The sequence below is a fragment of the Clostridioides sp. ES-S-0123-01 genome, from assembly GCF_020658415.1.
Lineage (GTDB): Bacteria > Bacillota > Clostridia > Peptostreptococcales > Peptostreptococcaceae > Clostridioides.
In genome coordinates, this window is sequence record NZ_JACVWD010000005.1 from 1 (window position 1) to 15,044 (window position 15,044).

Genomic DNA, 15,044 nt, shown 5'->3' on the forward strand with positions numbered 1-15,044 from the left:
ATGTGGTTACAATAGCAGAGAGGATACACCTGTTCCCATTCCGAACACAGAAGTTAAGCTCTCTAGCGCTGATGGTACTTGGTGGGAAACTGCCTGGGAGAGTAGGACGTAGCCACGTAATTTTTTTTGCATAAAATTTTATAAAAATCTAATTATTATATGTTTTTATTTGTCTTTTATAGATTTTTTTGGCAATAAATGATATAGTGAATATAATTAAATATTTAAATATTTAATTTTTTTTGTTTTTTTGTAAGTTTATTTTTATAACTTTCTTTAAAATTTTTGGGAGATACACTTTGACATATGTTTTAAAAGTAATTTTAACAGTAAGTAGGATAAAAAATAAATAAAATAGAAATTTGTGTTAAATAAGGAGATTAATATGAAAAAAAATACGAGATTAATAACAACAGGAGTTCTTTCAATGGCAATTGTTGCACCTACAATGGCATTTGCTACTGAGTCTAATGCTATGGAAAATAATGCTAACTTAAACATAAATTTGGAGAAAAAAAGTATAGTTTTAGGAAGTACATCAAAAGTAAGTATAAAATTTAAAGAAAAACCAGATGCTGATAGCATTACATTAAAATATAAATGTTATGATATGCCACTAGATACAACTCTGAACTACAATCAATCAACTGGGGTATATGAAGGAACTATAAATTATAATAAAGACCCAGAGTATCTAAATGTTTGGGAGTTACAAGGGATAACAATAAATAGCGCAACTAATCCTAAGACTTTAGACAGACAAGAATTAGAAGCTATGGGATTAAATCTAAAAGACTACAATGTAACACAGGAATGTATAATTGAAGATATAACTTCAAGAAAAGATGTAAATAAATATTTGAGAAAGACTTCTGCACCTATCACAGAACTTACAGGAAGTGATAGATATGAAACAGCTGTTAAAATAAGTAAAGAGGGATGGAAAAATGGTTCAGATAAAGTAGTTATAATAAATGGAGATGTAAGCATAGATGGTATTATATCAACTCCACTAGCAACTACATATAATGCACCAATACTTTTGGTTGAAAAAAATAATGTGTCTGATAGTGTAAAAGCAGAATTAAAGCGTCTAAATCCTAAAGATATAATTATAATTGGAGATGAGAATTCTATTTCTAAAACTAGTGCTAATCAGATAAAATCAACTGTAAGTGCTAGTCAAACACGTTTGAATGGTTCTAATAGATATGAGACATCTTTATTGATAGCAAAAGAAATAGATAAAAATCATGATGTAGATAAAGTATATATAACAAATGCAAATGGTGGAGAAGTAGATGCACTTACTATTGCAGCAAAAGCAGGTCAAGATAAGCAACCAATTATATTAAGTGATAAAGACAGTCTTACAAACGATACGTATAAGTGGTTACAAAGTGAGGATTTACAAAATGCTTACTTTATAGGTGGTCCTCAAATGTTATCAACAAATGTTATCAATAAAATAAATGATATAACTAAAGATAGTGTTACTAAAAATAGAGTATATGGAGCAGATAGACATGAAACAAATGCAAATGTAATAAAAACATTCTATACAGAGGATGAATTAGAAGCTGTTCTAGTTGCTAAGTCAGATGTACTTGTTGATGCTTTAGCAGCAGGACCATTGGCTGCTAGTTTAAAATCTCCAATACTTATAACACCAAAAACATATGTATCTGCATATCATAAGGATAATTTAGAAGCTAAATCTGCTAATAAAGTGTATAAGATAGGAGGCGGATTAACTTCTAAGGTAATGAATTCTATAGCATTATCATTATCTAAGCATAATACAACACCGACAGACCCAGGAGCTAGTAATGGAGCAAAGACAGTTATGATTGACCCAGGACATGGTGGTTCAGCACCTGGAAATTCATTTGGAGGAATGATTGAAAAAGATTACAATTTAAATACTTCACTTGCAACTACTGAATATTTACGTTCAAAAGGAATAAATGTAATTATGACTAGAGATACAGATAAGACTTTATCACTTGGAAGTAGAACTGCTTTATCTAACTCACTTAAACCAGACTTATTTACAAGTATACATTACAATGGTGATAATAATAGAAAAGGTCATGGAGTAGAAGTGTTTTACAAGCTTAAAGATAAAAATGGAGGAACTTCTAAGACTGTGGCTACAAACATATTAAATCGAATTTTAGAGAAATTTAAACTTACAAATAGAGGTATAAAAACAAGAGTACTTACTAGTGACCCTACAAAAGATTATTTATACGTTTTAAGAACCAATGACATGCCAGCTGTACTTGTAGAATGTGCATTTTTGGATAATGAGAGTGATATGAAGTTAATAAATTCACCTGCAAAAGTAAAAGAAATGGGCACACAAATAGCTAAAGGAATAGAAGAATCATTAAAGTAATTAAAAATAGAGTGATTAAAGTTTAATATAAATTTATGATTGTGAGTTTATATTAAAGCTATAATTTGAAGTATGGGTGTGTAAATATATAAAGACTATATATACATTGTTGCATATACAAATGCATAACAGTGTATATATGGTCTTTTTTGTAGTTAAATGCAATAATTTGATTGTATTTTGAAAAATGCACAATATGATATAATTAGATAATATACACTTAATTTAATTAAGGAAGGTGATTATGTGGAATATTTATTAAAAAAAAGCAGTCTAAAAAAAGATGAAAATGAATCCTTAGGTAAATATAAGGAATTATTGAATAGAACTGAAAATAACTCAAGAAGTATTATTTTATTAGTACCAAATAACAATACTAGAATAAGATATGAGAGGTCATTAGAATTAGATTATAGTGAAGAATTAAAAATAACAACATATATAGGATTTGTAAAAAAAGAATTATTAAAATATTGGGCACTTATAATAGAGAAATGTGAAGGAATAAATAAAAAATCTATATCTCCAACATTTATATCAAATAGTTTAAGTGAATATTTAATAATTAAAAAAGTTAAGGAAAAAAGAGTGAAAGAAGGATATTTCGAAGATATCACAGGAACGAATAAATCAATCGCAAAAAGTATAATTACAAATATAAGTAAGTCCGCATTTAATTTAATTGACTTTGATTTTATTGGAGAAAAAATATATTCATCAAAGAAAAATAGAAATAGTATATATAGATTTTCATATACTCAGATGGATGAAATTATATCATATTATATAAATACACTGCTTTCAAATTCAATTTTAGATAATGCACTGAGTGTATATCTATATAATAATTACCTTCTTAATGATGAATTTTATTTAAAAAATTTACTTAAAGAATTGAGATATATAGTAGTTGATAGTCTTGAAAATTCAAGTAATGCAGAAGTAGATTTTATTGAAAAGGTGTCAAGCAATGCATTAGAAAGCTATATATTCTTTGATTTTAGTAAAGATTATTCTGTATTTAATAATATTGACATGGGTTATATAAATGAAAAGATAATATCTAAAATTAAATTTAAAGAAGAAATTAACTTTGAAAAAAGTAATATAAAAATAGAAGATTTATATTTATTACCCTCAAGTATAGAATTAAATCAATCAAGTCAACTATATAATGAAATGTTAGATTTAGTGAGCGAAAAGGTTGTAACACTTATAGAAAGTGGAGTATCTCCAAAAGATATAGCAATTATATCACCTATAAACAATACAATATTGGAGTATCAAATTAGAGATTCTTTGAAAGAAAAAAATATAGATGTTTTTAACACTAAAAAAGATAAAAAAGCTATAGATTACCCATATGGAAATGCTTTAGTGGTTGCAACTTGCATATTTTATGGATATTTAGACTTTATAAAAGATGAAGAATATATAAGTTTTTTAGAGACTCTTTTAGACATAAACAGAATAAAAGCATTTAAGATTTTTAAAGAAACAAGGTATTTAGAAGTTGATAAAATAGGAGGATATAATCAATATCGTGATATTTTACAGTATATTGAAGAAAAAAAGAAAAGTGATATAAAAATACATGAATTTTTAATTCAATTTTATATAGATAAAATGTTAAATTTAAAAGATGGTAAAAAGAATGTTGGTCTATGTAAACAGATAATAACTGAAAGTGAATCATTTAGTGAAAGTGCAAACCTACTTGGATTGAAAGAAGAAAAGATTTTTATAGAAGCTTTAAAGACGACAATAAATGATTATTATTCTGTTATTGATATAGAAGAGTTAAAAAGCAAAGATAAAATAGTAATAACAACTCCTTATTCATATATATCATCAAATATAGATAGAAGTGTCCAGATATTGGTAGATATAGGAAGTAATTCTTGGAATATGAAAATAGAAAAAGATATAAGTAATTTAATTGTACTTAGAAAATCTTTTGAAGAGAAAAAAATTTATACAAATGAAATGGAAGAGTACTACAAGAAATATTATCTATATAATACAATATATAATTTATTGTTAAGTGCAAAGAAAGTTTATGCATATAAGAGTGAATACACAATTAATGGTTATATTCAAGAAAGTATGCTATATAGTATACTTTTGAAACTCTCACATAAAGGAGATAAAATTTATGATTAATATAAACTATAGAGAAGACCAAATACCAATAATAAATTATGAGGATGGAACTATGGCAGTTCCAGCAGTTCCTGGGGCTGGCAAGACATTTATAATAACCAATTTAGTAGCTAAACTACTCCTTGAACAGAAACATAAAGGTGGTAAAATATTAGTTCTTACATATATGAATAGTGCTGTAAATAATTTTAAAGGTAGAATAAAAAAAATACTTGAAGAAAACAAAATAGACGATATTAACTCATATGAAGTAATGACTATACATAGTCTAGCTGTAAAAATAATAAAGGAAAAACCCGAAATAGTAATGCTAAGTGAAGATTTTAATATAGCTGATGATTTACAAAAAAGTATTATATTAAATGAATGTATAAATAAATTTAGATTTGATGGAGGAGAAAGAGCATTTAGATGGTTTCTAAAGGAGCAAAAAGATGAGAGATGGAAAGAGATAACTCTTGAAGCTTGGGAGAGAGGTTTTTTTGAATTTGTAGGAAATGCTATAAGTGAACTTAAATACAAGGGAATTTCTCCAGATAAGCTTGAAGAGATACTATCAAGAGGACACAAAGGCATGCTTAAAGTGATTTTGCCAATATACAAATTGTATGATAGAAAATTAAAGCAAAATGGCTTACTAGATTATGATGATATATTAATTTTAGCAGAAAAAACCTTATGCTTAGATGAAGGACTTAGAAAAAAATTCCAAACTAGATATAAATATATTTTTGAAGATGAATGTCAAGATTCAAATGAAATACAAGGGAATATAATAAAAATTATATCAAGTGAAAATAATAATTTAGTTAGAGTGGGAGATATAAATCAGAGTATAACAGGTACATTTTCATCATCAGACCCCAGGTTTTTTAAAGAATTTATAAAAAATGCAAAGTGTTGTTATAGGATGGATATGTCAAATAGAAGTTCAAAAGATATACTAGATTTAGCAAATTCACTTGTAGAATATGTCACAAAAGAATTTAAACAAGAGGAATGCAGATATGCTCTTGAGGATATGCAAATAAAAACTGTTCCAACTGGAGTTGGATATAAAGAAAACCCTAAGCCAGAGCATTATAATATAAATGTAAAATGGTATAATAGTTGGAAAAATGAAATAGAACAAACTGCTAAATATGTTAAAGGTATAAAAAAGAAATATCCAGATAAGAGTATAGGAATACTAGTTCCATTTAATGAACAAGTTACACAAGTTGCTAAGGAACTTAGAGAGTATAGTCTAACCTTTGAAGAATTGGGTCCAAATTCTTTAAGTAAAAGAAAGGTTATAAATAGCATAGCTTCTATTATAGATTTTATGCTAAACTGCGATGATATAGAAAAGTTAATAATCGTACTTGATAAGGTTTTTATAAATACAGACAATGAAATAGAAGAAAAGAATTTTTTAGACAGATTAAAAAAATATACAACAGAAGAAATTATATATGATTTGAAATTTAATAAAGATAAATTTGAATCACTAGAAATTAATGAAGAAAGCGATATATATACAAGTTTTAAATATGGTATAGATATTATAAAACAGATATTAGAATACCCAATAATAAGGTTAGACCTGCTGATACTGTTTATTGGTAAAAAGCTCAACTTAGAAAAAGAGGATAAAGCAGTATTAGATTATATATCTTTTTATATAAAGTATTTAGTTTCGGAAAATATATATATGGACTTAGAAGATGTTTACAATGTTCTATTTGATGTTAAAAATAAGGTGTTTAATCATATAATAGATGTAGTTTATGAGATAAATGGATATGAGCCAGAACCTGGTAGCATAACACTATGTAATTATCATAAATCAAAGGGGATGGAATGGGATTGTGTGTTTTTATTAGGTCTTGTTGAATATAATTTCCCTGACAATATTACTCAGAAATTTCAGAGTGATAAATGGTACTTAAAAGAAAAATACAAAAATCCAATGGCTATTATTAAGTCAGAAATTGAAGCTATATTAAAAGGTAGTATTTCAACTGATTACGCTTATCAAACTAAAATTGATTCTATAAATGAGAAGATTAGACTTTTATATGTAGGAATCACTAGGGCAAAGGAGATGTTAGTACTTTCAGGGAGTGCTTATAGAGATGAAAATGATATAGGTAATAAAAGAAAAGAACAGAATCCTTGTGTTTATTTAAGAAGGTTGAATCAATATATTATTGAGAAAAGGTCAAATTAACATATAGATGAGTTAAGTTGATATATTATTGAAAGAAATATCAGTTAATATATGATGAGTTTAGCTTATATACTGTTGAAAGAATGCCAAATTAATATATAATAAATAGTTATTAAAAAATAAAGTTAAGAGAGAAGTGATATGATTGAATGATAAATTAAAATATTTTTCTTATAGTCAAAATTCAATTAACACATATAAGTCGTGCCCACTAAAATTTAAATATAAGTATATTGATAAAATAAATTGGAAAAATGATGATATAGGTAGTAGAGAATATTATGATAGTTTAAAAACTGGAAGAGACTTTCATTTAATTTGTGAAAGATACTTTAGTAATATACCACTTGGAATCTATTTTAATGAAGATGATAAAAATAGTAAAAGATTTTCAAAATGGATTGAGAATATAAAAAAAATTGTTCCTATCGAAAAAGAAAAAATGTATTTACCAGAATATGAAGTAAGGATGAATTTAAATGGGGACATATTACAAGCAAAGTATGATTTAATTGTAGTTGGAAAAGGCAATATAGAGATATGGGACTGGAAAACTGAGTCTAAAAAGATTAACTATAAAAATGTGGAAAGTAGGATTCAAACAATAGTTTATATGTTTTTGGCAAAAGAAGTTATACCAAAAGTTTTAAAAATAGAAGTAAATGTTAAAGATATAAGTATGAAATATTACCAACCTGAATTTGATGATTTGCCAATTAATATCTCATATGATGAAGAAAAACATGAAGCAAATAGAAATAAGATTCAAAACTATATAAACATGATAAAAAGTACTAATTATGAAGAACATACATACGAACACAATCTATACAATGATATAGAAAAGGTATATAATAAAGAAGAACGTATGTGCTATAGAAATAAAAGTCATTGTAAGTATTGTGAGTTTAATAAATTATGCAATGACAAAGAAATAGATTATAGTATTTTGGAGGCGGAAATTTATGGGACTTAGGTTTATATTAGGTAGATGTGGAAGTGGAAAATCTACATATATATTAGATGAAATTAAAAAAGAATCTCAAAAAAATGAAATGACATCTGTTATACTTTTAGTTCCAGAACAGTATACATTTGAAGCTGAAAATAGAGTAAGCAAACTATTTTTAGGAAGAGAAAAGGACAAGTACTTAAGAGTTAGAGTGCTTAGTTTTAAAACACTGAGTAACATAGTTTTTTCTCAAACAGGAGGATTAACAGATGTAAATATAAATTCTAGTGGAAAAGCAATGATGGTGTATCGAGCGATAGAAGATGTAAGTGAAGAGTTAAATGTATTTTCAAAATCAAAGTCGCAATCTGGTTTTGTAAGTTCAATTACAGATATGATATCAGAAATGAAACAGTACAATATAAGTCCTGAAATGTTAGAAAATATATCTGGAGAATTAGAAAATGAGACATTAAGTTTAAAGTTAAAAGATATAAGTAAGATATATAATTCTTTTGAAGGAAAATTACATGAAAATTATATAGATGCTCAAGATATGTTGACTTCATTATCAGGCAAAATAGAATTGAGTAACTATTTAGAAGGAGCTTATGTTTATATAGATGAGTTTACAGGTTTTACACCAAATCAATACAATGTTATAAAAAGTATATTAAATAAAGCTAAAGATGTTAATATATCTTTGACTGTAGATAATGTTAATTATATTGGATATAGCAAAGCAGATGTATTTTCTAGAACTAAGTTTACTTATTCAAAATTAACTCAATTATGTAATGAAGAAGGAATAAAAATATTACCACAAGTAAATTTAAATACAGGCACTATAAAAAGATTTGAAGGAATTCAAGAGTTACAACATTTAGAAAAGTTTTATAATGCTTATCCATATAAAACATATATAAATCCAACTAAAAATATAAAAATAAAAGAATTTAATAATCTATATTCAGAGGTAGAAGAAATAGCTAAAGAAATTGTACATTTGGTTAGAGACAAAAATGTTAGATATAGAGATATAACTCTTGCTACAAGAGACTTAAATAGATATGATTTTTTGGTACATTCTATATTTAATGAGTATAACATACCTAACTTTATAGATAAAAAGAGAGAAGCAAAAAGTAATCCAATAGTTATATTAATTATTTCGGCTCTAGAAATGAAAAACAGACGATATGGATATGAAACTATGTTTAGGTATTTAAAGAGTGGTCTTATAGGAATTGATAATGATGATATAAATTTACTAGAAAATTATGTACTAGCCAATGGGATTAAAGGTAAGAAATGGTTTGATGAAAAGTGGGATTATAGAATAACACAAAGTCTTACTAATGAAGAAAGTGAATTTGAGGTAGAATTAAAAGATAAAATAAATAAAATAAAAAATAGAGTATTAGAGCCAATAATAAATTTACAAGAAAAATTAAAGGGAAAAAACAGAGTAAAAGAAATTTGCAAGTATATATATGAGTTTTTACTAGATATAAATATGCCAGAAACTATAGAGAGTTTAATAGTAAATTTTAAGGATAAAGGAGAACTCGATGTTGCTAATCAGTATTCACAAGTTTGGGATATAGTAGTAGATGTTTTAGACCAAATGGTGGAACTTATGGGTGAAGAAATAATATCCTTAGAAAAATTTATAAAATTAATAACTCTTGGTTTTGATGAGTATGAGTTAGGGCTAGTTCCTCCTAGTATAGACCAAGTACTTGTAAGTAGTGTGGACAGAATGAAAAATCCAAATACAAAATACTTATACTTAATAGGAACTACAGATGGTGTATTTCCTTTAATTACAAAAGATAGTGGAATATTAAGTGATAATGATAGGGAGAGTCTTGGAAATAAAGGTATTGAAGTTGACATAGATAGTAAAACTAGAAGTTTTGAAGAACAATTTTTAGTATATAAAGCCCTTACTTCAACATCTGAAAATCTAATTATAACATATCCTATATCTGACCATGAGGGTAAGACACTTAGACCTTCAATAATTATATCAAGATTGAAGAAAATATTCCCAAATGTAGAAAATAAAAGTTATTTGATAGAAGAAGATAAAAGAACTAATGAAGATATACTTAAAAAAATAACTGTAAAATCACCTACATTTAACGAGCTTATAAGTGTAATAAAAAACTACGATAGTGATGAGTATAGCAAAGAAGAAATGAATAGTATCTGGTTAGATATATATAGATACTATCTAAAGGATGAACTATATAGTTCTATAACAAAAAAAGTTATAAAAGGTCTTAGTTATACCAATCAAGTTCATAGGATTGAAGAGAAAAAAATAAGGTCATTATATAAAAGTAATTCTCTTAGTGTGTCTAGGCTTGAAAAATATGCAGAGTGTCCATTTGCTTATTTTATACAATATGGCCTTAAAGCCAGAAAGCGTAAAGAGTATTCATTTACACCACCAGATTTAGGAACCTTTGTTCATAATATTTTAGATAGATTTTCAAAAGAACTATCACAAGATAATTTATTGTGGAAAGATATTGATGAAGAATATATAGAATTAAAGGTAGGTATTATAGTTGATGAAATAATCTCAAAGATACCAGGATATATATTAAATAGTTCTGAAAGATATAAATATCTTGCGTATAGATTGAAGAATATGCTTACAACAGCTATAAATATAATTAGCCAACAGATAAAACAAGGTTCATTTGAACCTGTAGATTATGAAGTTAAATTTGGTAAAGACGGTAAATACCCTCCTATAAAAATAGTTTTGAATAATGGAGAAGAAGTAAATTTAATCGGTCAAATAGATAGAGTAGATGAGTTTGAAGAAGGTGAAAACAAATATATAAGAATAGTAGATTATAAATCAGGTAATAAAGCTATAAGTTTAACAGAGATATACTATGGCCTACAATTACAATTACTTGTATATCTTGATGCAATCCTTGAAAGTGTAAAAGAAGAAGAAGATATAAATTTAAATCCAGCAGCAATATTATATTGTAGAATAAATAACCCAATAGCAAAGTTTAATGAAGATAAAGATGACGCTGAAATTCAAGAAGCAATATTAAAAGAGCTTAGAATGAAAGGGCTTGTGGTAAAAGATTCTCATATAATAAAAGAGATGGATAAGTCATTGATAGATGGAAAAAGAAAAAATTCATTAGTAATACCAGTAGGTCTTACAAAGGATGGAAATGTAGGTAAAAGCACATCTACAGTAAGTTATGAAGATTTTAGGTTACTTAGAAAATATGTAAAACATTCGATAAAGGATTTATGTGAAGAAATGTTGAGTGGTGAAATAAAGATATCTCCATATAAACATAAAGAGGGAACATCATGTGATTTTTGTGATTATTCAGCTATATGTCAATTTGATTCAACTATGAAAGATAATAAATATAAAATTTTAAATAATAAGAGCAATGAAGAGATAATAAAAATGATGGAAGGAGATGTTGATTGATGAGTTCTCCTAAATGGACAAAAGAGCAAACAGAAGTTATAGAAAGTAGAGACTGTAACTTACTTGTTGCAGCTGCTGCTGGGTCGGGAAAAACAGCAGTACTGGTTGAACGTATAATTCAAATGATAACAAGTAGAGAAAATCCAATTGATATAGATAAATTATTAGTAGTTACATTTACTAATGCGGCTGCATCAGAAATGAGAGAGAGAATAGGTGATGCTATAGGAAAAGCATTAGATGAAAATCCAGAAAATAAACATTTACAAAATCAACTTGTCTTATTAAATAAGTCAAGTATTACAACAATACACTCATTTTGTTTAGATGTTATAAAATCAAACTTCCATAGAATAAACCTAGACCCTAATTTTAGAATAGGAGACCAAACTGAATGCGCTATTTTGAAACAAGAGGCAATAGAAGAAGTATTTGAAAAATTATATGAAGAAAGAGAAGAGGGTTTTTTAAATTTAGTTGAAAGTTATGCAGAAAGAGGCGGAGATAAAGAGGTTCAGGATATTATTTTAGGAATATATTCATTTGCAATGGCTTCTCCTGAGCCTAAAAAATGGCTTGTTGATTCAGCAGAGAGATTTAACATTGATGAGGACTTTGATTTTTCAGAATCTATTTGGGCTAGAGCTATATTAGACACTGTAAAAATAGAAATTGATGGAATTTGCTCAAATATGGAAAAGGCCTTAAAAGAAGTTAAGTCAATAGAAGAGCTAGAAACTTTTACAGAGAAGCTTTCGATTGAGTATAAGAGAGTGGTTGATATTTCAGAAGCATGTAATAAATCATGGAATGAGGCACATAAGAAGATGTCAAGTATGTCTTTTGAAAACTATGTAAAAGGTATAAAAAGGATACCAAAAGATGCTCCTTCATATATAAAAGAATCAAAAGAAAAAGCAAAAGCAATAAGAGATAAAATTAAAAAATCTTTAGAAAGTATAATAAATGCTACATTTAATAAAGATAGCGAATCTATTAAAGACGAAATTAAGTATCTTTATAATATAGTTAAACCAATATCCAATATTGTTCTAAGATTTGAAGAAGAATACAGCAATAAAAAAAGTGAAAAAGGAATAATAGATTTTAATGATATAGAGCATTTTGCCTTAAATATACTTACGAATATAGATGAGAATGGAAATATCGTACCTTCTGATATAGCTATGGGTTATAGAGATAATTTCTATGAAATATTTATAGATGAATATCAAGATAGCAATCTTGTACAAGAAGTATTGCTCAAAACTGTAGCAAACATAGATACTCCAAATAGATTTATGGTTGGTGACGTAAAGCAGAGTATCTATAGATTTAGACAAGCAAAACCAGAGTTGTTTTTACAAAAGTACAATAACTATAAAGATGAAAAAGGAAGTTCTCACAGAAAAATAATGCTTTATAAAAACTTTAGAAGTAGAGAAGAAGTTGTAGACTCTGTAAATTATATATTTGAAAATATAATGAATGAGAATATAGGAGAGATTGAATATACAGAAAAAGAAAGACTTAATTTGGGTGCAGATTTTAAATCAGATTTAGATGAGAACTCTATTGTTGGCGGAGCAACAGAAATACACCTTATACAAAAAAATACTAAACCTAGTAATGATATTATAAATAATAAAGATAATAATGTTAATAATGAAGAAAATGAAGTAGAAGAAGATGAAGAACTAGACAATATACAACTTGAAGCTAGAATGGTTGGAAAGATTATTAAGGATTTAATGAGAGCCAATGAAGATGGAAAGATTCAAAAAGTTTATGATAAAGGAATTGATGCCTATAGACCTGTGGAATTTAAGGATATAGTGATTCTTTTAAGAGCTACATCTGCATGGGCACCTGTGTTTGCAGATGAGTTGATGAATATGGATATACCTACTTATGCTGATGTTGGAGTTGGATATTTTGATACAATTGAAATAAAAACAATACTATCATTACTTCAGATAATAGATAATCCAATGCAAGATATACCACTTATAGCTGTGTTAAAGTCACCTATATTTGGATTTACACCAGAAGATTTAATTGATATTAGAATTCAAAATAAAGATAAAACTTTTTATGAAGTTTTAGAAAGTACATCAGAGTATGATGAATTTACAGAATCACAGAATGAAAATAAGTCGGATTTTGTACCAAGTGAAGAATGTATAAATAAAAGCAAAGACTTTCTGATTAAACTAAAAGAATTCAAAGAAAAATCAATGTACATGAGTACAGATGAATTTATATGGTATTTATATACAAAAACTGGATACTATGCTTATGTTGGAGCATTACCAGGTGGAAGTCAAAGACAAGCCAACTTGAAAGTACTTTTTGAGAGAGCAAAACAATTTGAAGAGACTAGCTTTAAGGGAATATTCAACTTTGTAAATTTTATAGAAAAATTAAAAAAATCTAGCTCTGATATGGGGAGTGCAAAAACACTTGGAGAAAATGCAAATGTTGTTAGAATAATGAGTATCCATAAGAGTAAAGGTCTAGAATTTCCAATAGTTATATGTTCTGCTATGGGAAAAAATTTCAATACTCAAGATTTTAAAAAGAGTATTTTATATCATCATAACTTAGGATATGGACCTCAGTTTGTGGATTATGAGAGACGAATTTCTTTTCCAAGTATAGCTAAAGAAGCACTAAAAAGCAAAATAAATATAGAAAATTTATCAGAAGAGATGAGAGTCTTATATGTTGCATTTACGAGGGCAAAAGAGAAACTGATTATAACAGGCTCTACTAGAAATGTACAAGATAGCATGAAAAAATGGTCCAATGGAATTGAAAATTTAGATACAATATCACAATATGAAATACTAAAAAGTAAGAATTTCTTAGATTGGATAATGCCTTGTGTATTAAAACATAAAGATTTATCTAATTTATTGGAAGATATGGGATTAGATGTGCCATTTAATGTTGAACATAATTCAAAATGGTATGGAAAGTTATGGAATAAGGATGATATTTTAATACAAAAGAAAAATGATGAAGAAAAAGAAAGTATTGAAAAAATTCTTGAAAAAATAGATGTAGATGAGCCTGATAGCGATTATTATGCTGAAATAGAAGAAAAGTTAAACTATATATATCCATATGAATTTAGTACAAAAAAACCTGCTAGTATATCAGTTACAGAAATAAAAAAGATACAAAATAATTATGAAGAAGAGTTGATAAATACTATATTCGAACAAAAAATAACCTTAAAAAAACCTCTATTTATTCAAAATGATGAAGAAAAAGAAAAAATAAATGGAGCAGAAAGAGGTACAATAATTCACTTAGTTATGGAAGTTTTAGATTTAAAGAAGGTAAACAACATAAGTGATATAAAGATGCAAATAAAAAGTTTTATTTCAAAGGGTATAATAACAGAAAAGCAAGCTAGTATAGTAAATCCTTATAAAATATATAAATTTTTTACATCTAATATAGGAAAAAGGATGTTAAATGCTGAACTTATAAATAGAGAAAAGTCAATTTATGCACAAGTAAATATGAAAGATATATATCTTTATGAAGAATTGATAAAAAATGATGATAAGAAAATTTATGACAAAGAAAGTGTCATGTTAAGAGGTATAGTTGATGCTTATTTTGAAGAAGATAATCAGATAGTTTTAGTAGATTATAAAACAGATTTTGTAAATGAAGAAAATATAAATCAGATAATAGAGAAATATAAGAGACAATTAGATTTATATGCAGATGTTATTGAAACTTTAACTGGAAAATCAGTAAAAGAAAAATGTATATATTTATTTGGAATTGATGAGGCTGTTTGTTATTAATTATT

At 26.6% G+C, this 15,044-nt stretch carries 6 protein-coding genes and 1 rRNA gene; all 7 read left to right on the plus strand.

All coding sequences use genetic code 11. From position 1 onward, the window contains the following. Position 1 precedes the first annotated feature (1 nt). The 7 genes from rrf to addA all read left to right on the plus strand — a co-directional run bounded on the left by rrf (position 2) and on the right by addA (position 15,039). A 5S ribosomal RNA gene (gene rrf, locus IC175_RS12395) occupies positions 2 to 118 on the plus strand. A gap of 267 nt (positions 119 to 385) precedes the next feature. After that, positions 386 to 2,401, plus strand: coding sequence for an N-acetylmuramoyl-L-alanine amidase (locus IC175_RS12400; protein ID WP_227851585.1), 2,016 nt, complete (start codon positions 386 to 388; stop codon positions 2,399 to 2,401). A 246-nt stretch (positions 2,402 to 2,647) separates the two neighbouring features. Next, positions 2,648 to 4,564, plus strand: a complete 1,917-nt coding sequence (locus tag IC175_RS12405; RefSeq protein ID WP_227851586.1) for a hypothetical protein — start codon at positions 2,648 to 2,650, stop codon at positions 4,562 to 4,564. Further along, the gene (locus IC175_RS12410) at positions 4,557 to 6,776 is read left to right on the plus strand and encodes an ATP-dependent helicase (protein WP_227831271.1); all 2,220 of its coding nucleotides are present in this window, start codon (positions 4,557 to 4,559) and stop codon (positions 6,774 to 6,776) included. Before IC175_RS12405 ends, IC175_RS12410 begins: the two co-directional genes overlap by 8 nt. A 145-nt stretch (positions 6,777 to 6,921) precedes the next feature. Then, the gene (locus IC175_RS12415) at positions 6,922 to 7,752 is read left to right on the plus strand and encodes a PD-(D/E)XK nuclease family protein (protein WP_227434002.1); all 831 of its coding nucleotides are present in this window, start codon (positions 6,922 to 6,924) and stop codon (positions 7,750 to 7,752) included. Then, a complete protein-coding gene (gene addB / locus IC175_RS12420) occupies positions 7,742 to 11,212 on the plus strand; it encodes a helicase-exonuclease AddAB subunit AddB (RefSeq protein WP_227834690.1) in 3,471 nt (1,156 codons plus the stop codon). The genes IC175_RS12415 and addB overlap by 11 nt, the downstream gene beginning before the upstream one ends. Beyond that, entirely contained in the window at positions 11,212 to 15,039 is a 3,828-nt protein-coding gene (gene addA, locus IC175_RS12425; RefSeq protein WP_227823614.1) for a helicase-exonuclease AddAB subunit AddA, read from the plus strand. Before addB ends, addA begins: the two co-directional genes overlap by 1 nt. The last annotated feature ends 5 nt before the right edge of the window (positions 15,040 to 15,044 follow it).

Coding starts and splice junctions, on each gene's coding strand:
- addB (WP_227834690.1), top strand. CDS start 7,742: ATGGGACTTAGGTTTATATTAGGTAGATGTGGAAGTGGAAAATCTACA.
- addA (WP_227823614.1), top strand. CDS start 11,212: ATGAGTTCTCCTAAATGGACAAAAGAGCAAACAGAAGTTATAGAAAGT.
- IC175_RS12400 (WP_227851585.1), top strand. CDS start 386: ATGAAAAAAAATACGAGATTAATAACAACAGGAGTTCTTTCAATGGCA.
- IC175_RS12410 (WP_227831271.1), top strand. CDS start 4,557: ATGATTAATATAAACTATAGAGAAGACCAAATACCAATAATAAATTAT.